Source organism: Streptomyces sp. CB03234 (assembly GCF_001905885.1).
Lineage (GTDB): Bacteria > Actinomycetota > Actinomycetes > Streptomycetales > Streptomycetaceae > Streptomyces.
On sequence record NZ_LIYH01000009.1, the window covers coordinates 125,232 to 144,559 of the forward strand.

The 19,328-nt window shown below is 71.0% G+C and carries 20 protein-coding genes and 1 pseudogene; 8 read left to right on the top strand and 13 right to left on the bottom strand.

The annotated features are described in order from the left end of the window. Positions 1-34: 34 nt before the first annotated feature. Together AMK26_RS33225 and AMK26_RS33230 are read right to left on the bottom strand one after the other, a co-directional pair. On the bottom strand, positions 35-277 hold the full coding sequence (locus AMK26_RS33225; RefSeq protein WP_073759602.1) for a DUF5302 domain-containing protein: 243 nt from the start codon (positions 275-277) through the stop codon (positions 35-37). A gap of 108 nt (positions 278-385) precedes the next feature. Then, positions 386-1,801: a DEAD/DEAH box helicase gene (locus AMK26_RS33230; RefSeq protein WP_073759604.1), complete on the bottom strand. Its 1,416-nt coding sequence runs from the start codon at positions 1,799-1,801 to the stop codon at positions 386-388. A gap of 348 nt (positions 1,802-2,149) precedes the next feature. Between AMK26_RS33230 and AMK26_RS33235 the strand changes: the two are divergent. Both AMK26_RS33235 and AMK26_RS33240 read left to right on the top strand, forming a co-directional pair. Then, positions 2,150-2,627: pseudogene (locus AMK26_RS33235) on the top strand (dihydrofolate reductase family protein). A gap of 4 nt (positions 2,628-2,631) precedes the next feature. Beyond that, the gene (locus tag AMK26_RS33240; protein WP_073759606.1) at positions 2,632-3,474 is read left to right on the top strand and encodes an alpha/beta fold hydrolase; all 843 of its coding nucleotides are present in this window, start codon (positions 2,632-2,634) and stop codon (positions 3,472-3,474) included. Positions 3,475-3,533: 59 nt separating this feature from the next. Here the strand turns inward: AMK26_RS33240 and AMK26_RS33245 are convergent, their stop codons facing one another. From AMK26_RS33245 to AMK26_RS33295, 11 genes are all read right to left on the bottom strand, one after another. Further along, on the bottom strand, positions 3,534-3,914 hold the full coding sequence (locus AMK26_RS33245; protein ID WP_241838199.1) for a protease inhibitor I42 family protein: 381 nt from the start codon (positions 3,912-3,914) through the stop codon (positions 3,534-3,536). A 470-nt stretch (positions 3,915-4,384) separates the two neighbouring features. Then, a complete protein-coding gene (locus tag AMK26_RS33250) occupies positions 4,385-5,395 on the bottom strand; it encodes an ABC transporter substrate-binding protein (RefSeq protein WP_073759608.1) in 1,011 nt (336 codons plus the stop codon). A 16-nt stretch (positions 5,396-5,411) separates the two neighbouring features. Then, positions 5,412-6,185 (bottom strand): ABC transporter ATP-binding protein, encoded by a 774-nt coding sequence (locus AMK26_RS33255; RefSeq protein ID WP_073759610.1) that lies wholly within the window; start codon positions 6,183-6,185, stop codon positions 5,412-5,414. A 2-nt stretch (positions 6,186-6,187) separates the two neighbouring features. Next, positions 6,188-7,207: a FecCD family ABC transporter permease gene (locus AMK26_RS33260; RefSeq protein ID WP_073759917.1), complete on the bottom strand. Its 1,020-nt coding sequence runs from the start codon at positions 7,205-7,207 to the stop codon at positions 6,188-6,190. Positions 7,208-7,608: 401 nt separating this feature from the next. Next, on the bottom strand, positions 7,609-8,427 hold the full coding sequence (locus AMK26_RS33265; RefSeq protein ID WP_073759612.1) for an S-methyl-5'-thioadenosine phosphorylase: 819 nt from the start codon (positions 8,425-8,427) through the stop codon (positions 7,609-7,611). After that, positions 8,424-9,158, bottom strand: coding sequence for an acireductone synthase (gene mtnC, locus AMK26_RS33270; RefSeq protein ID WP_073759614.1), 735 nt, complete (start codon positions 9,156-9,158; stop codon positions 8,424-8,426). The genes AMK26_RS33265 and mtnC overlap by 4 nt, the downstream gene beginning before the upstream one ends. Next, positions 9,155-9,739, bottom strand: a complete 585-nt coding sequence (locus AMK26_RS33275) for a 1,2-dihydroxy-3-keto-5-methylthiopentene dioxygenase (RefSeq protein ID WP_073759616.1) — start codon at positions 9,737-9,739, stop codon at positions 9,155-9,157. Before AMK26_RS33275 ends, mtnC begins: the two co-directional genes overlap by 4 nt. A gap of 4 nt (positions 9,740-9,743) precedes the next feature. Further along, positions 9,744-10,409 carry a methylthioribulose 1-phosphate dehydratase gene (gene mtnB, locus AMK26_RS38235; protein ID WP_073759618.1) on the bottom strand — a complete coding sequence of 222 codons (666 nt, stop codon included), beginning with the start codon at positions 10,407-10,409 and terminating at the stop codon, positions 9,744-9,746. Beyond that, entirely contained in the window at positions 10,406-11,452 is a 1,047-nt protein-coding gene (mtnA, locus tag AMK26_RS38240) for an S-methyl-5-thioribose-1-phosphate isomerase (protein ID WP_241838201.1), read from the bottom strand. Before mtnA ends, mtnB begins: the two co-directional genes overlap by 4 nt. A 29-nt stretch (positions 11,453-11,481) precedes the next feature. Continuing rightward, positions 11,482-12,690: a methionine adenosyltransferase gene (gene metK, locus AMK26_RS33290; RefSeq protein ID WP_073759621.1), complete on the bottom strand. Its 1,209-nt coding sequence runs from the start codon at positions 12,688-12,690 to the stop codon at positions 11,482-11,484. A 14-nt stretch (positions 12,691-12,704) separates the two neighbouring features. Continuing rightward, on the bottom strand, positions 12,705-13,598 hold the full coding sequence (locus tag AMK26_RS33295; RefSeq protein ID WP_079277949.1) for a class I SAM-dependent methyltransferase: 894 nt from the start codon (positions 13,596-13,598) through the stop codon (positions 12,705-12,707). A 399-nt stretch (positions 13,599-13,997) separates the two neighbouring features. On the opposite strand from AMK26_RS33295, the gene AMK26_RS33300 reads away from it, so the two are divergent. The 6 genes from AMK26_RS33300 to AMK26_RS33325 all read left to right on the top strand — a co-directional run bounded on the left by AMK26_RS33300 (position 13,998) and on the right by AMK26_RS33325 (position 19,229). Beyond that, entirely contained in the window at positions 13,998-14,216 is a 219-nt protein-coding gene (locus AMK26_RS33300) for a hypothetical protein (protein ID WP_073759625.1), read from the top strand. 190 nt (positions 14,217-14,406) lie between these two features. Next, positions 14,407-15,174, top strand: coding sequence for a methyltransferase (locus AMK26_RS33305; RefSeq protein ID WP_073759626.1), 768 nt, complete (start codon positions 14,407-14,409; stop codon positions 15,172-15,174). 15 nt (positions 15,175-15,189) lie between these two features. Beyond that, positions 15,190-16,224: a pyridoxal-phosphate dependent enzyme gene (locus AMK26_RS33310; protein ID WP_073759628.1), complete on the top strand. Its 1,035-nt coding sequence runs from the start codon at positions 15,190-15,192 to the stop codon at positions 16,222-16,224. Between the two features lie 64 nt (positions 16,225-16,288). Then, positions 16,289-17,068, top strand: a complete 780-nt coding sequence (locus AMK26_RS33315; RefSeq protein WP_073759630.1) for a phytanoyl-CoA dioxygenase family protein — start codon at positions 16,289-16,291, stop codon at positions 17,066-17,068. A gap of 41 nt (positions 17,069-17,109) precedes the next feature. Next, on the top strand, positions 17,110-17,931 hold the full coding sequence (locus AMK26_RS33320; RefSeq protein WP_073759632.1) for a Rossmann-like domain-containing protein: 822 nt from the start codon (positions 17,110-17,112) through the stop codon (positions 17,929-17,931). After that, the gene (locus AMK26_RS33325; protein WP_073759634.1) at positions 17,928-19,229 is read left to right on the top strand and encodes an MFS transporter; all 1,302 of its coding nucleotides are present in this window, start codon (positions 17,928-17,930) and stop codon (positions 19,227-19,229) included. Before AMK26_RS33320 ends, AMK26_RS33325 begins: the two co-directional genes overlap by 4 nt. Positions 19,230-19,328 lie beyond the last annotated feature (99 nt).

Below are 19,328 nucleotides of genomic sequence, written 5' to 3' on the forward strand. Positions count from 1 at the left end.
CCGGTAAAGCGGCCGGACCGCGGGACTGACCGACTCAGCCGCCGCTCTTACGCCTGAACGACCGCTGGCTCGCAGCCGGGCCGTGCGCCGCACGCACCTTCGACGCATCCGGGTTGGCGGCAACATCGGCAGCGTCCGCCTGCGCACCCCGCTTGCGCGCCAGGGCTTCACGGAACTTGCGCTTGAGGTCGTAGTTGCCGTCGCTGTCCGGCGCCAGCGGGGGCGTCTCGGGGCCGGCCGGCTCCGAACCTTCCGGGGTTGCGGGCTCTGCGGTCATGGTGACCTCCTGGGTTCGGGGGTGGGCCGGCACAGCTTGTCATGCCGGGCGCCGGCGACATCATCCTGCTCCGGTTTCGGCGGGAGATTCGCTGACAGGCAACGGCTCTCAGCCGTTGCGACGCACGAGGGCGGCCTTGCGCGCCTCGGCGAGCTTGCGTGCCTCGCCGGCCTTTCGGGACGTGCCGCCGGCGCCGCGGGAGGGGTCCTTGCTGGTGCCGAGGCCACGGAAGGGAGCGTTGCTGTTCTTGGGTCGGGGGATGGCGGGCGCGCCGTCGAGCGGGGTGCCGGAGGGAGCCCTGGCGCCGGTGATCCGGCTCAGTTCCGCCTCGCCCGAGCGCACCTTGGTGACGGTCGGCTCGATGCCGGCCCCGGCCATCATGAGGCTCGTCTCGCGGCGCTGGCCCGCCAGCACGAGCGTGACCACGCTGCCGGACTCACCGGCGCGGGCGGTACGGCCGGCCCGGTGCACGTAGTCCTTGGGGTCGGTGGGCGGGTCGACGTTGACCACGAGATCGAGGTCGTCGATGTGCAGGCCACGGGCCGCGACATTGGTCGCCACCAGAACGGTGATCTGGCCGTTCTTGAACTGCGCCAGGGTCCGTGTGCGCTGTGGCTGGGACTTGCCGCTGTGCAGGGCCCCGGCATGCACCCCGCTGGCCCGCAGGTGCCGGGTGAGCTGGTCGACGGCGTGCTTGGTGTCGAGGAACAGCAGTACGCGGCCGTCGCGGGCGGCGATCTCCGTGGTGACGGCGTAGCGGTCAGGGCCGTGGACGACCAGAACGTGGTGCTCCATCGTCGAGACCGTGCCCGCGGAGGGGTCGACCGAGTGGACGACGGGGTCGTGGAGGTAGCGCCGGACCAGCTGATCGACGTCGCGATCCAGAGTGGCCGAGAAGAGCATCCGCTGCCCGTCGGGGTGCACCTGGTCGAGGAGGTCGGCAACCTGCGGCAGGAATCCCAGGTCGCACATCTGGTCGGCCTCGTCCAGCACGGTGATCCTTACCCGTCCCAGGCGGCAGGCGTTGCGCTCGATCAGGTCGTGCAGGCGCCCGGGGGTGGCGACGACCACCTCGGCTCCCTGGCGCAGCGCGGCGACCTGCCGGCCGATCGACGTGCCGCCGACGACCGTGGCCGTCCGCAGCCGCAATGCCTCGGCGTACGGCGCCAGCGCCTGGGTGATCTGTTGGGCCAGCTCCCGGGTGGGCACAAGGATCAGGGCGAGGGGCTGTTTCGGTTCGGCGCGCCGCCCGGCCGTACGTGTCAGCAGCGGCAGGCCGAAGGCGAGCGTCTTGCCCGATCCGGTGCGCCCGCGCCCCAGGACGTCCCGCCCCGCCAGGGCATCGGGCAGTGTGGCGGCCTGGATCGGAAAGGGGTCGCGCACCCCGAGTCCGCTCAGTGTCCGCACCACCTCCACCGGCAGTTCCAGGCCGGCGAAGGAGACGGCAGGGGGCAGCGCCGGGGTCGTGGCCCCGGGCTGGGCGGGACCGCCGTGAGCGATGCCGGAGTCGTCGGGATGCTTCATGAACAGCCTTCCGCAGAGGAGCGTACCGAGGAAGGCCCGGCAGGATGGAACAGCCCACGCACAGGCGGGACCGAACAGGCAGAATCGCCCACCGCGACGACCACGCAAACGCATGACACTAGCACAAGGCATCACGTCGCGCCGTGATACCGCCCGGCAGCCTTCCGGCATCCGTTGTCCGGGCCGCCGGCTCACCGAGATCCGCCGATGCCGCGAACGGCCGGAGTCGTGGTCCTCGGTTCCCCAGAAGGCAAGCGCGCCCGTCCGCGCCGTGCTATCGAGTTCGCATCCGCCACACGCTTCGCGCCTGAGCGATGAGTTTGGGCGGTGGGTCGGGTCTGCCCTGGCATGACTCGACCCACTGCTGACATCTCGGCCTCCCTCGACGGCTTCGTCACCGGGCCCGACCCCGGCCCGGACGGGCCGAAAGGCTGGGACGACACGTCCGGCTACGGCGCCGGCGAGGTCGGCACGCCCGCGTTCGTCGTCGTGACGAGCTCGCCGCCGGAGTCGGTGCGGACCACCGGCCTCGACTGGACATTCATCACCACCGGTCTGCCCGACGCCGTCGCCGCCGCACGCGACCGGGCCGAGGCGGCGTCGTCGGACAGCGGCAAGGACCTCGACGTCATCCTCATGGGCGGCGGCGCCACGGTCGGCTCGGCGCTCGACGCCGCTGGTCGACGCGCTGACGCTGCACCTCGCACCCATCGTGCTGGGCGCCGGGACACCACTGTTCACCGGCGAAGCACCGCGCACGCTGGTGCAGCGGAGCGTGGTCCCGGCATCGACCGCGACGCACCTGACCTACGACGTCTTGCGGTGATCCGATGACCACGGTCAACGCCAACGAGATCACCTTGGGCATCGAGTCGTTCGGTGACGACGACGCGCCACTCGTCCTGCTCGCGGGCGGGACGACGATGCTCTCCTGGCCCGACGCGCTGTGCGAGCGCCTCGCCGCCGGCGGGCGCCGTGTGGTGCGCTACGACCTGCGCGACAGCGGGGAGTCGACGACGACGGATCCGGAGGCGCCCGCCTACACCCTGCGCGGCCTCGCCGCCGACGCGGCGGCCCTTGCTGACGCGCTCGGCGGGGGGCCTGCGCACCTCGCGGGGATCGGCGTCGGCGGGATGGTCGCCCAGGTGGCCGTGCTCGACCATCCGGGCGCGTTCTCGGCGCTCACCCTGGTCGGCACCCGAGCGGTTGCCCCTGGCCCGCCCGACGATGACCTCCCCGGGCATGACCGGGCGACGATGAGCCGGCTGTTCGCGCGTCCGATGCCCGATTGGACCGACCGCGAGGCGGTTGCGGAGTTCGCCGCCGCCGGCGCGGAGATCCTCGGTGACGACCCCGTCGCCGCGCGCGCCATCGCCGCGCGTATCTGGGACCGTACGCCCGGTACCGCACCCCCGGTCCAGATGGCCAACCAGATGGGCATGGTGTTTTCCAGGCTCGACTGCGAACCCCGCTGGCGCGAGCGCCTGCCCGGGATCGAGGTCCCCACGCTCGTCGTCCACGGCCGCCGCGACCGGTTCTTCCCCGTCGGCAACGGCGAGGTGATCGCGCGCGAGATCCCCGGGGCACGGCTGCTCGTTCTCGAGGAGGCCGCCACTGCGATCCCCGATGCAGCGGTCGGCGAGGTCACCGAGGCGATGCTCACGCTCGGATAGGAGGACGGCGGGTGCCACCGCCTTGGAGGCTCGATCCGGCGACGCGCCTCCCCCGCGGCTCAGCCGACGGTGACGGTGTAGGTGATGCGCTCGGGTGCCTGGGTGGGGGTGGCCGCCCCCGTGGTCGGGGAGGCGGAGGGTCCGGTCGTCTCGGGGGGCAGGGTGGAGGTGTTGCCCTGGCAGGTGGCAAAAGTGCAGTGCAGCAGTGTGAACCGGGTGGTCCCCTTGCCCTTGGCCTCGAAGGTGAAGGTGAGCCGGCCGCCGGCACCGGGCACCGGCTCGTCGCCGGAGTCCGACGCGTACTCCTGGCCGCGGCTGACCAGCACCGAGCTGTCGGGCTCGGGGTCGACCAGGTACCAGTACTCGCGGGTGGAGGCGTTCCGGCCGACGGTGAGCGTGAAGCGCTCACCCGGCTCGGCGTCGATGCTGGTGTCCTTCACCGGGTGGCTCGTCGTGCGGCTTGCGGTGCTCGGCGAGCCGCCGGCCGGTTCGTCGGTGCCCGGGCCGCAGCCCGTGGCAAGAGCGAGGAGCGCGGCCGCCGCGATCGCGGCACCGCCCCTGCTGTGGCGGGGCAGCCCTCCTCGCCCGGTCGGCCTGGCCGCGGTAGAGCCTTGCCAGACTCTCCGCCAGGCCCCGGTCACCGCCCGGTTCGGGCACCGAGAGGGCGTTGCCGACAGGGTCGAAGAGCTGTCGGTGAGGTTGCTCGTGCCGCCCACCGCGCCTCCCCCGTACGCATTCGATCATGACCGCGGGCAGGCTAACACCCACCGTACATACGAACGATCACACGTCGTCCGCCGCACACACCTCCTCCACATCACACCTCACGGCACGCCAGGCGTGCAGCGCGCAGGAGCCGGCTGCCAGGGCCGTGCGGAGCGGACACGGCCCTGGCGCGCTGTTGGCTCGGTCAGCTCTTGAGCTCACCGAGGTACTTCGCGAACTTCTCCAGGCCGTCGATGTTGCGCGGTCCGCTGATGCCCTCGTTGTAGTCGAGGATGAAGAAGTTGTTCTTCTTGACGGCGGGCAGCCCCTTCGTGTGGGGGGACTTCTTCAGGAAGTCGATCTTCTTCTGGGCGGGCAGGTCCCCGTAGTCGAGGATCATGATGACTTCCGGCTCCGCTTTGGCGACGGCCTCCCAGTTCACCTGCGTCCACCGCTGGTCGAGGCCGTCGAAGACGTTCCTGCCGCCGGCGGTCTTGATGATGTCGTTGGGCGGGACCTGGTTGCCCGCGGTGAAGGGCTGGTCGGTGCCCGAGTCGTAGAGGAAGACCGGGACCGGATCGCCCTTGGGCGCCTTCGCCTTGACGGCCTCCACCCGCTTCTTCAGCCCACCGACGACCTCGTCCGCCTTGTCCTGGACCTGGAAGATCTGGCCCAGCCGGTCGAGGTCGGCGTAAAGGGCTTCGAACGGGGTGAGCTTCTCCGGGTACTTGGGGTAGTTGAAGCAGCTTTCGCTGTGCATGAAGCTCTGGATCCCGAGCTTGTCCAGGATCTCCGGGGTGATGCCCCGCTCGTCCTTGAAGCCCGACTTCCAGCCCGCGACGACGAAATCGGACTTGGCCTCGACCACGATTTCCTTGTTGAGGAGATCCGTGCTGAGCAGCTTCACCTTGGCGTAGTCGCTCGCCCACGGCGACTCCTCCACCGGCGGGTTCGCCGGCGGCATCACGTAGCCGTGCACGTGGTCGACCAGCCCGAGGCTGAACAGCTTGTCGGCGCTTCCGCCTTCGTACGCCACGGCGCGCTTGGGGACCGTGTATTCGACCGGCTCACCGCACCTCTTGACGGTGACCTTCTTGGATGCCTTGGCGTCCGTTTCCACTTCGGCGCCGCAGCCGCTGAGCAGCAGTGCGGCCGCGAGCGCGGAGCCGAGGACGGTGTGCTGCCGCACCGAGCGGGGAGATCGAGTCATGGTCATGACCTGGTGGTGCCTTTCACAGGGAGGGAGTGAGCGAATACAACAACTGCGGGTCACCCGTCAGCGGGTGGGACACGATGCTGGCCTTGACGCCGAACACCTCGTGGACGAGATCCGTGGTGAGGACGTCGTCGGGCGTGCCGGTGGTGACAAGGCGGCCATCGCTGAGGACCCCGAGGCGGTCGCAGGCGGCCGCGGCGAGGTTGAGGTCGTGCAGCACGACCAGGACGGTGAGTCCCGAGCCGCGCAGGAGCGAGAGCAGTTCGACCTGGTGGCGTACGTCGAGGTGGTTGGTCGGCTCGTCCAGCACCAGGATCTTCGGCTCCTGGACGAGCGCCCGGGCCAGCAGGACACGCTGGCGCTCCCCGCCCGAGAGCGTCAGGACTCCGCGCCGGGCGAGGTGGCGGATGTCGAGCCGGTCCATCGCGCGTTCGCACAGCTCCCGCTCCCGGCGGCTGAGCGCCTGGTTGCCCTGAAGGTGCGGCGCGCGTCCGAGTGCGATGACCTCTTCGACCGTGAAGTCGAGATCGACGACGCCGTCCTGGGTCATGGCCGCGATGACCTGCGCGGAGCGGCGCACGGTCAGGCGGGAGAGGTCCTCCTCGCCCGCCCAGACGGTGCCGGAGCTGGGGCGGAGCGCACGGTACACACACCTGAGGGCGGTGGACTTGCCGCTTCCGTTCGGGCCGACCAGGCCCACGACCTGGCCGCTTTCCACGTCCAGGGACAGGTCACGTACCAGGCTCCTGCCGTCGGTCACCACAGAGAGCCCGTCAAGCCTGAGTTCCATCTTCAGCGGCCTCCGAACATGTAGCCCTTGCGGCGCATCAGAGTGACGAACACCGGCACCCCGACGAGCGCGGTGATGACGCCCAGGGGCAGCTCGCGCGGTGCCACCAACGTCCGGGACACCAGGTCGACCCAGACCATGAAGATCGCTCCGGCCAGTGGCGCCACGGCCAGTACGCGGGCATGGGTGGCGCCGACGACCATGCGCACCACGTGGGGCATGACCAGTCCGACGAAGGCGATGGCGCCACTGACGGCGACCATCACTCCCGTCACGAGCGAGGCCAGGACGAGCAGGGCCTTGCGGTGCCGGTCGGGGCTGATGCCCAGGCTCGCGGCGGTCTCGTCCCCGAGGGCCAGCACGTCCAGCGCCCGGCCGTACCGGTACAACACGACCAGGCCGAGGATGACGACCACGGACACGACGGGGAGCGCACCCCAGCTCGCGGCGCCGAAGCTGCCCATGGTCCAGTACAGGACCATGCTGGTCGCCTCGCTGTCCGGCGCGAAGTAGATCATCAGGCTCATCACCGCCTGGAAGCCCAGCGACATGGCCACGCCTGTCAGGACGAGACGCAGCGGGGAGAGCGCGCCCCGGCTGGAGGAGGTGACGTACACCAGGAGCGACGCGACCAGGGCGCCGATGAAGGCACCCGCCGACACCGCGTAGATGCCCAGCGCCGCCAGTCCTCCGGTGACCGTGACAGCGACGGCTCCGACGGACGCGCCGGAGGAGACGCCCAGCACGAAGGGGTCGGCGAGCGCGTTGCGCACCATGGCCTGGATGGCCACGCCGATCGCGCTGAGCCCAGCCCCCACGAGCGCCGCGAGCAGCACCCGCGGGGTACGGATCTGCCAGATGATCTGGTACGTGGTCACCTCGTCCGCAGCGATGCGGCCGCCGCTGACAGCCGCCCACAGATACCGGGCGGTCTCCCCCGGCGTGATCACGGCGGCCCCCAGACCGATGGCCACCACCATCGAGACGAGGAGGACGACGAGCAGAACGGCGCAGGCAAGCACCAGACCCTTACGGGAGGCGAGCCGGGCCTTCACCCCGGTCGCGGGTTCGGGGGGGGCCGCGCCGGCTGACGTATCGGCGCCGCTGCTCGCCAATGGCGCAGTGATCGCTGGCGGTGACATAGAACTCGGCCTTCCAGGTTGAACGGAACGTACTGATCAGGCGTGTGGGCGTTGGCCCGTCGCCTCATGCGGACGCCATGGCCGCATCGCCGCTTGCCTCTTCCGCGTCCGCCTGACTCGCGCGATGCGGTTGAACGGCGGCGTTCAGCGCCACACCGACCAGGGCGCCGAAGACGGTGGCGACGGCCGTGTGGACGGCGAGGGCGCCCCACGGGCACTACGAGACCTTGCCCAGCGGGGTCGAGGCGGCTCGTCCTTACCCCGTCGCGGTGCGGACAGGCTCAGGGCAGGTCGAAGGGCAAGGTCATGCCGTCGAGCGCGCGGGCGGAGGGGGAGTCGTTGCCCTCGGGGAGCTTTCCGATGGCGTCGAGCACGACGTGGCGGAGGCGCTGGGTGTTCTCGGCGAAGACCCTGAAGACCTCTTCCTGGGCGACGCTTTCCGTCGCGTCGATGCCCGCGTCCAGATCGGTCACGAGGGCCACGGCCGCGTAGCCGAGGGCGAGTTCCCGGGCCAGCACCGCCTCGGGGTGCCCGGTCATGTTCACCAGGGACCAGCCGGCCGCCGCGAACCACTGCGACTCGGCGCGGGTGGAGAACCGGGGGCCCTCGACCACGACCATCGTGCCGCCGTCGACCGCCTCGATCCCGGCCGCGGCAGCTGCTTTGAGGAGAGCTTCGCGGCCGTGCTCGCAGTAGGGGTCGGCGAACGAGACGTGGACGGCGCCTTCGTCGTAGAAGGTCTGGATCCGGCCGCTGGTCCGGTCCACCAGCTGGTCGGGGACCACGATGGTGCCCGGGCCCAGCTCGCGCCGGAGGGAGCCGACCGCGCAGGGGGCCAGGATCCGGCGCACGCCGACGGACCGCATCGCCCAGAGGTTCGCCCGGTAGTTGATCCTGTGTGGCGGGATACGGTGCCCACGGCCGTGCCGGGGCAGAAACGCCACGCGTCGCCCCTCGACCGTGCCCAGCATCAGGGCGTCGGACGGCGGACCGTAGGGCGTGTCGATCCGGACCTCTTCCGCGTCGGCCAGCAGTTCGTAGAAGCCACTGCCTCCGATCACGCCGATGTCGGCCACTGGGGTGTTGCCGCTGACGCTCATGTCCGTGTTTCCTCTTCCCGTCTTGTTCGTCGGTGCAGCCGAATGCCGTCCAGCGCGGGGACCGTCGGGTGTCCGGCCACCTCCGGACCGCGCGGGTCCCCGGGGCGCCGTACGGCCACAGCCCTCCACCCGGCGGCGGTGGCCGCGTCCAGTTCCTCTCCCACGTCGCTGAAGAAGACCGTCTCGTGTGCGGGGACACCGATGGCACGGGTGATGGCCCGGTAGGACTCCGGGTCCCGTTTGCCGCCCGCGCTCGACAGGTCGAAGTAGCCGTTCAGGAGCGCGCTGAGGTTGCCGTGGTTACTGTGCGCGAACCAGTCGCGCTGAGCTGCCGCCGACCCCGAGGAGTAGATGTAACGGTCGATACCCGCCTGCCGCCATTGGGTCAGGGCCGCGGGCACGTCGTCGTAGACGTGGCCGGTCAGCGTGGAGCGGGCGTAACCCTCGGCCCAGATGAGCCCCTGGATCCTCTTCAGCGGCGGCGCCTTGACGTCCCGGTCGGACCAATCGGTCAGCGCCGCGACGGCCCCGCCCTCGTCGAGGCGGGGATCACCGGTGTGGGTCCGTATCTCTTCCATCAGCTCTGTCCACGGAGGCTCGCCCCGGTGGGCCGTGAACCAGCCGGCGAAGCGCTCCCGGGCGTACGGGAAGAGCACGTCGTGCACGTGGGAGGCGGAGCCTGTGGTGCCCTCGATGTCGAGGACCACGGCCCGCACCGTCGACACGGTCATGTCGCCCCTTCCGGTGCCAGGAGCGCGTCGAGGCGGGGGAACCGCTGGGCGATGGGGTCGCCGGTGAAGTCGCCCACCCAGCCGTCCTCCTTCTCGAAGAAACGGACAGCGGCGAACTCCGGGCGCGGGCCCATGTCGAACCAGTGGCGGGTGCCCGCCGGTACGGAGAGCAGGTCGCCCGCCTCGCACACCACCGCGTGGACCCGGCCGTCGAGGTGGAGGTAGAAGCACCCCGTGCCGTGGGCGAAGAAGCGCACCTCGTCCTCGCCGTGCCGGTGTTCTTCGAGGAAGGTGGAACGCGCCTTGGCGGCCCGTTCCTCCCACTCGGGGCTGTCTTCCGGGTGGAGCTGCGCGACATCCACCAGGTTCAGCCCTTCCCGCGCGCACAGTTCGTCGATCTCGGCGCGGTAGCGGGACAGTACGTCCTCCGGGCTGGTGTCCGGTGTGATGGTGCCGCGCAGCGGCCAGCGGCGGAACGCCACCGAGCAGGCCTGCAGGGTCTTTGCGATGCGGTCGTGGTCCCGGGTGCGCAGCAGCACCCTCCCGGGGTCGTCCTCCGGCATGACCTGAAGCAGGGTCATGATTTCAGCCTTCCTTTCCTTCCGCGGGCAGCCCGGATCCGGCGAGCAGCAGCAGCTGGCAGATCGATTCCAGGCATTCCAGCCGGTTGCGGGCCTGGGCCAGGTCGCGTCCCCAGGTGGTGATGCCGTGGTCGGTGATGAGAAGAGCAGGAGGTGCGTGTGGCGTGGCAGCCAGGTGGTCGGCCACGTCCGCGGCGATCCGCGGCACTTCGGGCCAGTTGGGAAAGACGGGCACCTCGGTGCGTGCCGGGTCGGCCAGGCCCAGGCCCTTGAGCAACTCGAGCCGCTCGATGCGCAGCGGAGTCAGGCGCGTACGGTGGCCGGTGCGGCACGCGACGGCCGTGGCGTACGGGGAGTGGACGTGGATGACCGCGCCCGCGTCCGTGGTCCGGTAGATCGCGGAGTGGATCGTCGTCTCGGCCGACGCCCGCAGCGGCCCCGGGGCTGCCTCCTCTCCCGTGTCCGCCCGCACGACGACCATGTCATCCGCGGTCATGTCCCCCTTGTCCCGGCCGCTGGCGGTGATCAGAGCCGTCCCGCCGGGCAGGCGCACTGAGAGGTTGCCGGCGGTGCCCGGCATCCAGCCGCGCCCGTACAGGGCGCGTGAGAACGCCGCGAGTTCACTTCCGGCGCGTACGCGTTCGTCGTCGTCGATGGCCGTATCAGTCATGCCGACACCTCACGCGGGCGACTCGTGCTGTGGGAACCGTGTGGCCGGAACACCTGGGCCTCGGAGACGATGGCGGTGACCAGTTCGGCCGGGGTGACATCGAAGGCGGGGTTGAACACGGCGGCACCGGCCGGGGCGGCCTCGACTCCCGCGAATCCCGTCACTTCACCCGGGTCGCGCTCCTCCACCACGATCCCCGAGCCGTCGGCCAGCTCGCGGTCCCAGGAGGACTCCGGAGCGACGATCACGAAGGGGATGCCGTGCCGCGCGGCGGCGACCGCGAGACCGTACGTGCCGATCTTGTTCGCCACGTCCCCGTTCGCGGCGATGCGATCGGCTCCCGCCAGCACGCAGTCCACCATCCCCCGGGCCATGGCAGCGGCGGCGGCGGAATCCACGCACAGCCGGTACGGCACACCCGCCTCACCCAGCTCCCATGCGGTGAGCCGAGCTCCCTGGAGCAGCGGCCGGGTCTCGTCCACGAGCACCTCGGCGACCCGGCCGCGCTCGTGCAACTCCATGACCGCGCCAAGTGCGGTGCCTACAGCGGCGGTTGCCAGACGGCCGGTGTTGCAGTGGGTGAGGATCCGGAGCGGCCGGTCCGGGACCAGCGACTGCACCAGGTCGGCGGCCCGTACGACGGCGGCCCGGTTGACCGTGGCGTCCTCCTCCAGCATGGCCATGGCCTCGGCGAGAACGGCGTCGGGCCCGTCGGCGAGCCGCCTCACCGCCCGGCGGACGGCCCAGGCCAGATTGACGGCGGTGGGCCGGGCGGCGGACAACCGCGCGGCATCGGCCTTCACGGCCGCCTGATCGGTCCTGCCGTCCGAGCTGTGCCGGTAGGCGGAGAGCGCCACCCCGAGGGCACCGGCCAGACCGATGGCGGGCGCTCCGCGAACGGCGAGCGACGTGATGGCGTCGATCAGCTGGTCCACCGTCTCGAGCCGCAGCAGGCGGTATTCACGCGGCAATGCCCGCTGATCGACCGCGAGGATGCGCCCGTCGTCCCACGAGAGGGACGAGTGGGGGCGTGGCGATATCACCGTCTCGCTGTCCCCTTTCCTATTCCTGCTCATATGCCCGCGGCCTTGCGCAGCGCGTCGAGGCGGTCGGTGCGCTCCCAGGTGAAGTCGGGGAGTTCGCGGCCGAAGTGGCCGTAGGCGGCCGTCTGGCCGTAGATGGGGCGCAGCAGGTCGAGGTCGCGGATGATGGCGGCCGGGCGGAGGTCGAAGACCTCGCTGATCGCCGTCTCGATCTTCTCCACCTCGACCTTGGCGGTGCCGAAGGTCTCCACGAACAGGCCGACCGGCTCGGCCTTGCCGATGGCGTACGCGACCTGGACCTCGCAGCGCGAGGCGAGCCCGGCCGCGACGACGTTCTTCGCCACCCAGCGCATCGCGTAGGCGGCCGAGCGGTCCACCTTGGAGGGGTCCTTGCCGGAGAACGCGCCGCCGCCGTGACGGGCCATACCGCCGTACGTGTCGATGATGATCTTGCGGCCGGTCAGGCCGGCGTCACCCATCGGGCCGCCGATCTCGAACCGCCCCGTCGGGTTGACCAGCAGCCGGTAGCCCTCGGTGTCCAGCTTGATGCCGTCGTCCAGGAGCTGCCCCAGCACGTACTCGACGACGAACTCGCGGATGTCGGGTGCCAGCAGCGACTCCAGATCGATGTCCGAGGCGTGCTGCGAGGAGACCACCACCGTGTCCAGGCGGACGGCCTTGTCACCGTCGTACTCGATGGTGACCTGGGTCTTGCCGTCCGGGCGCAGGTAGGGGATGGTGCCGTTCTTGCGGACCTCGGTCAGACGCTTGGACAGCCGGTGCGCCAGGTGGATCGGCAGCGGCATCAGCTCGGGCGTCTCGTCCGAGGCGTACCCGAACATCAGACCCTGGTCGCCCGCGCCCTGCTTGTCCAGCTCGTCCTCGTCGCCCTCGACACGCTTCTCGTACGCCGTGTCGACGCCCTGCGCGATGTCCGGCGACTGCGCGCCGATCGAGACGGAGACGCCGCAGGACGCGCCGTCGAAGCCCTTCTTCGACGAGTCGTAACCGATCTCCAGGATCTTGTTGCGCACCAGCGTGGGGATGTCGGCGTACGCCTTGGTCGTCACCTCGCCGGCCACATGCACCAGGCCGGTGGTGATCAACGTCTCCACGGCCACACGGGAGGTGGGGTCCTCCCGCAGCAGCGCATCGAGAATCGTGTCGCTGATCTGGTCAGCGATCTTGTCGGGGTGACCCTCGGTCACGGACTCCGAGGTGAACAGACGACGGGACATGAATCTCCTGTAGGTCAACCGACCTGCGGCACGGGCTCGATGGGCCGGCCGACGGCCGGCAAGCTGCGGGCGCTTCGGGGTGAGCGTGGCGGGGCGACGCGGCGGACAGTCCCCGTGCCCACAAGCGCGGAGAAGTCGATCGTGTCGCGGCCCTCGGCGAGCAGGTGCTGCGTGAACCGCCGACGGACGCGTTCCACCGCGGCGACGGGCAAGCCGTCGAGCAGGCCCCCGAAGCTGGTGCCTGACACCCAGGACCACAACACATCGGGGTCACCGGGCACAGCGAGCGGGACGTACCGCACATCGACGAATGACAGCGAGCGGGCAGCGAGCCAGTCCCGGAACAACCGGGGCGTGCCGATGGGTTGGAGCGGATTGGCCGGTCGTGGGACGTCGGCGAGGCTCGGCCGTTCCGGCACGACGGCCCGATGGATCAACTCGGGCAGCGGCTCGAGGGCATTCTGGGACCAGATGGCCAGGGTCAGCCGGCCGCCGGGCCGGACCAACCTCAGCAGTCGCTCTGTTCCTGCCGCCACGTCGGGGAACGAGGAGATCCCGAGCGAACACACCACGGCGTCGTAACCACCGGGAGGTGCGGGCCAGTCGAGCACGTCGCCGTGGACGAAGCGCACGTTGGAGAGACCGCGGATCGCGGCCTTGGCGCGGCCCCGCTCCAGCGAGGACTCGGCGAGGTCGACCGCGTCGATCACCCCGTGCGGGCTGACCTGCTCGGCGGCCGGGATCGCGGACGCCCCCGAGCCGCAGCATGCGTCGAGCACATGCACACCGGGGCGCAGGCGCGCGGCCTTGACGGCCGCCGAGCCGATCGGCGCCCACAACGCGCTGAACAGTCGGTCGGTGCTCTCCGTCCCTTCTCCTAATCCGGCGGCCACGTCGCGCGGTTCCATGCAAACTCCCGTCCGAAGGTGACAGCGAGAACAACGTACATGAAAATGATTATCAATACTATCCCTCCGACGACGGGCGCCGCCCCTTGGCTCACGGTGCGGGCATCACCTCGGAGTGGAGCACCGGCGACTCGGCCGCTCGGTCCACCCCTGTCCCTCTTCGGTCAGCTCGACGCCGCGCCGAGGGCGGAGCGGAACTGCCCACGAAGGAGGCGGGTTCTGTCGAGTTCGGGCGCACACCCATGCCGAGGACCATCTGGGCCCACTCGCCCCCTGAGGGGGCATCAGACGATGTTGACAATCATTTTCATCTGATGGATGCTGCTCGGGCCCCGCACCCTCCGCCCCGTCCAGCGGCCGCGGTGCGGGGACCACTCCATGTGATCTCCCGGGAGCAGCATGTCGGTCTTTCGCAGCCGCCGAGAATTCCTCGCCCTCACTGACACCGCCCGCGCCCTGGCGCTCACCGGGTGCGCTATCGGCTCTGGCGGTGGCGGCCCGGCGGCGGGCGACCCGGCGGCGGGCGGCAAGAGCCTCCGCGGCGGCCGGCTCCGCGGACCGCTCGCCGATGGTGTCTTCGACCGGCTCCGCGAGGAGCACGGCACCGCGCTCTTTTGAGTGAGCCACGACCTCGAACTCCTCGCCGTCGTCGCGCACCACCGCACCACAACCGGGCCACCCTCACCCGGCGCCTCGTACGCGCCATGGATCTCGGTACGGCGCCGGCGGCCACTGACCTGGCCGCGCCGGCCGCACCCGGTTCCTGACTTCACGAGCTTCCACCACACACCCCGACCACGGAGGACCCATGACCGACCGGACCGCAGCCGGCGCCGCAGCGCCCCAGGACGATGCCCGTGCCCTGCTGGACTCGCTGCCCGACACGCTGCCCCGGGACGAGATCCTCGCGATCAACAGCTCCAAGTCCGACATCCACACCACCCGGACGTACGAGTACAACGGCTGGGCGTTCACGCTGCCGCCGGGTGTCTTCAAGCCGGGCGACACCAGCCGCATCGTGCACGACCGGCTGCTGGACGGCACGATCCCCGTCAAGGGCAGGTCGTACGCGGCCATGGGCGTCGGCCTCGGGGTCGAGGCCGTCATCGCCGGCACGCTCGGGGCTCGGGAGATCTACGCGGCCGATGTCCACCCGGACAGCGTGGCGACGGCCACCGAGCATTACCGGCGCATCGTCGGGGACCGGCCGGACACCGTTTTCCGGCCCCTGGTGTCCAACCTCTTCGAGGAGTTCCCGGACTCCTCCCGGCTGGACGTCATCACCTTCAACCCGCCCGCGGTCTCCACACGGACCAGCGACGATCCGACCGTGGTCCGCAACGTCTGTGTGGGCGCCGAGATCGTGACGCGCTTCTTCGACCAGATCGCCACGCGCGACCTGCTCGCGCCCGAGGGCGAGATCCATCTGATCGTGTCCAACACCGCGGAGCTCAAGCGGATCGTCGGTTACGGGATGGACGCCGGGTTCCGGCCCGAGATCCTGCACCGCCAGACATGGGAGGGCGACGACTGCCAGGCGTACCTGTTCAAGCTCATCCGCCACCACGCCGCCTGACCGGGAGGACAAGACATGCACGATCACATAGCCGAGGCCGTCAAGGAACCGGACGTCGTGACCGTCCCGCCGGGCGCGATCTGTCTGCGCTTCGAGACGATGAAGCTGTACTCGGCCCTCGGCGCCGTACGCCACCTGCTGGAGACCGGACAGGTCAAGCCCGGTGACACCCTCGTCGACAGCTCCAGCGGCATCTACGCCCACGCGCTCGCCCTCGCCTGCCACCGCTATGGCCTCAACTGCCACATCGTCGGCTCGACGACCGTGGACCGCACCCTGCGGGTCCAGCTGGAGATCCTCGGCGCCACCCTGGAACAGGTCCGGCCGTCCAAGAACCTGCGCCTGGACCAGAACCTCCGTGTGGAGCGGATCGGGGAACTGCTGCGCGAGAACCCGCACTACCACTGGATGCGGCAGTACCACGACGCCATCCATTACCTGGGTTACCGGGACGTCGCCGACCTCATCCGCAAGGAGGTCCCGGAGGGTCCGCTGTCGCTGGTCGGGGGCGTGGGCACCGGGGCGTCCACCGGTGCCATCGCCACCTACCTGCGCGAGGCGGGCCGGGACGTGGCGCTGGTCGGGGTGCAGCCGTTCGGCAGTGTCACCTTCGGCGCCGAGCACGTCTCCGACCCGGACATGATCATCGCCGGTATCGGCAGCTCCATCCCCTTCCAGAACGTCCGGCACGATCTGTACGACCGCATCCACTGGGTCAACTTCGACTACGCCATGTCGGGCGCCGTCGAACTCCTGCGGGCCAGCGGCATCTTCGCCGGCCTGTCGGCGGGAGCCGCGTACCTCGCCACCCTGTGGGAGCGGGAGCGCGACGCCGACCGTACGTACGTCTTCCTCGCCGCCGACACCGGGCACCGGTACGTGGACAGCGCCTACGCCAACCACGCCGACGCCATGGGCCTCGGATCGATGCGGCCCCATGAGGTCACGGCGCGGGACGAGCTGCGGCACCCGTGGTCGGCGATGGACTGGCCGCCGACCGACAGCGCGCTGCTGCGTGACGCTCCCGTGCTGGTGCCCGAGAGGGCCTAGCGTCGCCGCCGGGGCCGGCCGATCGCCCCCCCTCGTACCGTCTTTCACCGGAAGGTGTCCCGTCATGTCCCTCGACGAGCAGCTCTCACGCGGTTTCGTTCTCCTGCCCCGCCTCCTCGACGCCGCCGAGACGGCGGCTCTGGGCGAGGCGGCGGAAGCCGTGCTCGCGCGCGTGACGAAGAAGGCACTGGCAGGGACGGCCGACGTCACCGTGTGGCCGGACGGGCACCGGCTGGAGAAGGTGGACGGCACCACCGTCCACTGGGAGCCGGACGCCCGTCCGCCCGCGGTCCGCAGCCTCGCACCGGTCACGCACCTGGACCCGGCGCTGGACGTCCTGTGGGCGGACGGGCGGATCACCGGCCCGATGCGGCGGATCGTGCACAGCGAGCGGCTCGGCCCGTTCACCTCCAAGCTCAACTTCAAGCGCGCAGGGGTAGGTTCGGAGTTCCGCTGGCACCAGGACCACCCGTACTGGTACTGCTGCGCCGGGCCCGATGCCCGGGACGTCGCCACCGCGATGATCTTCCTCGACGACGTCACGGCCGACAACGGCGCCCTGGAGATCGTGCCGGGCAGCCACCTGGCCGGACCCGCGCCACGGGACAGGTCCGAGCCCACCGGCCTGCTGGTGGACACCGCGCGCACCGATGTGAGCGGCGCGGTGACCGTCGAGGCGCCGGCCGGCTCCGTCCTGATGTTCCCCGGGCTCATCGTGCACCGCTCCGGCCCCAACCGGACGGCCCGCGACCGGCGTTCTCTCCTGCTGTGCTTCCAGCCCGCCGGGCGCCCCGGGCTCCCGGCGCTCCCCTACCGCGCGGAGCGGCTCGCCGACCTTCCCTGACCTCCCCTCCCTTCCATCAACCCCCCTGAGAAAGAACCGATATGCCTCTCTCACAGCCGTACTCCGTACCCGAGCTGCAGCAGGCCGTCCTCGACGGCGCTTTCGGCCCCCGTCCGCAGGAACTGGCCGTCACCAGCGCCTTCTGGCTCCACCACACCACCCGGCTCGCCGGCAGCCAGGTCACGTACCGCAACAGCTACCTGCTGATGAGGTCCGGCGACGCCTTCGGCGCCTGCTCCTTCGAAGCCGGCGAGGTCGCCCCCGACTTCTGCGCCGACGCCTCCGGGCACACCCTCGACACCCTCATCCGGCACGACTCGGCGCCGGTGCGCATCGCCGCGCTCGACGCCTACCTCGGGCGCGTACAGCCGCACCGCAGCGCCGCGAACGCCGAGACCGTCACCCTGCCCACCGGAACGCCGGAGGAGCGCGCGCAGGCGAGGGACGCGGCCGTGGCCGGGCTCCTCGACATCGCGCCCGGCGCGAAGGTCGCCCTCATCGGCGTCGTCAACCCGCTCGTCGCCGCGATACGCGAGCAGGGCGGCGTCCCGCTGCCCTGCGACTTCAACCTGCGTACCACCAACTGGGGCGACCCGGTCACCGACGACATGACGCAGGTCCTCGCCGAGGCGGACGCCGTGGTCGCCACCGGCATGACGCTGAGCAACGGCAGCTTCGACCAGATCCTCGAACACTGCCGCAAGCAGGAACTCCCCCTGGTGGTGTACGCGCAGACCGGCAGCGCCGTCGCGCGGGCCTTCCTGGGTGCCGGCGTGACCGCGCTGTCCGCCGAGCCGTTCCCCTTCTCCCAGTTCAGCGCCGACGCCACCGCGCTGTACCGGTACCGGGCGGAGCAGGCATGAGCAGCGAGACGCAGGGCGCCACGGCCTCCCCCGAGGCTCCCGCCGAGGCCGCCGACACGGCCGTGGGGCAGGCGGTGACGGGCGACGGAGCCGTACCCGGCGACTGGAAGATGACCCGCCTCCTGTGGCCGTTCATGCTGGCCTCGGCCGTCGGGCTGGTGCCCTTCACCATCTACAGCACGTTCCTCGTGCCCATCGCCCAGGCGGCGGACGGCGGCGTCGCCGCACTCGGCCAACTGCGCGGCCTCGGCGGCCTCGCGGCCCTGGCCGTGGGCACCGCGCTGGCACCGCTGATCGACCGCGTGCGCAAGGAATGGGCGGCCGCGGGCGGACTCGCCGTCCTGGCCGTCTCCGCCGCGCTCGGCGCGAGCGGTGACTTCCTGATGCTGGCGGCCTTCTGCCTGCTCGTCGGCGCCGGTACGGCGGTACTGAACCCGGCGCTCACGGCGGCCGCCGCCGACCGCTTCGACGACGACGCCGCCGCGGGCCGCGCGGCGACGCTGATCACCGCCACGCAGTCGCTGACCGCCCTCCTCGCGGCGCCGCTCGTGGCACTGCCGGCCCTGCTGTGGGGCTGGCAGGGCGACCTGTGGGCCATCGCCGCGATCTCGTCCGTCCTGGCCCTGTACTTCCTCCTGCGGGGCCGCCGTCGCCACGGTGCGGGTGGCGCGGCGGTGAAGGCCGAGAAGCCGGGCTACCTGGAGTCGTTCCGGTTGCTGGGAGCCCTGCCCGGAGTGGTCCCGCTGCTGCTGGTCGCCATGCTGCGGACGGCGGCCTTCATGGGCTACCTCGCCTACCTCGCCGCCTTCTACGACGAACGCTTCGGTCTCGGACCCGAGACGTTCGCGATCGTGTGGACGCTCAGCGGTACGTCGTTCTTCCTCGGGAACCTGTTCGCCGGGCGACTGCTGAGCGCCGAGAAGCCGAGGATCCCCAGCGAGCGTCTGATGGCGCTGGCGCTGCTGGTGGCGCTGTCCGCCCTGGTCGGCGTCTTCTTCACGGAGTCGCTGTTCCTCGCCCTTCCGCTGACGGCGCTGGTCGGCGTCGGACACGCCACGGTGGCGGCCTGCGTCACCACGCTGCTCGTACGCCGCTGCGGCTCCCTGCGCGGCACGGCGCTGAGCATCAACGCCGCCGGAATGAGCTTCGGCGTCTTCCTCGGCGCCGGGCTCGGCGGCGTGGGGCTCGCGCTCGGCGGATACCCCGGTACGGCGGCGGTACTGGGCGGGCTGACCCTCGTGGCACTCGTCCTCGCCCGGGTGGTGGCCCGGTCCGCGCCTCCGCCCACGACGGACTGACGCCGCCCCGCCGCGTGCCGCGCACACGGCATGCGATCGTCATCGGGCCGGGGCCTGCGAGCCGTACGGCGTGCTCCGCGGGCCCCTGGCGTCGTACCG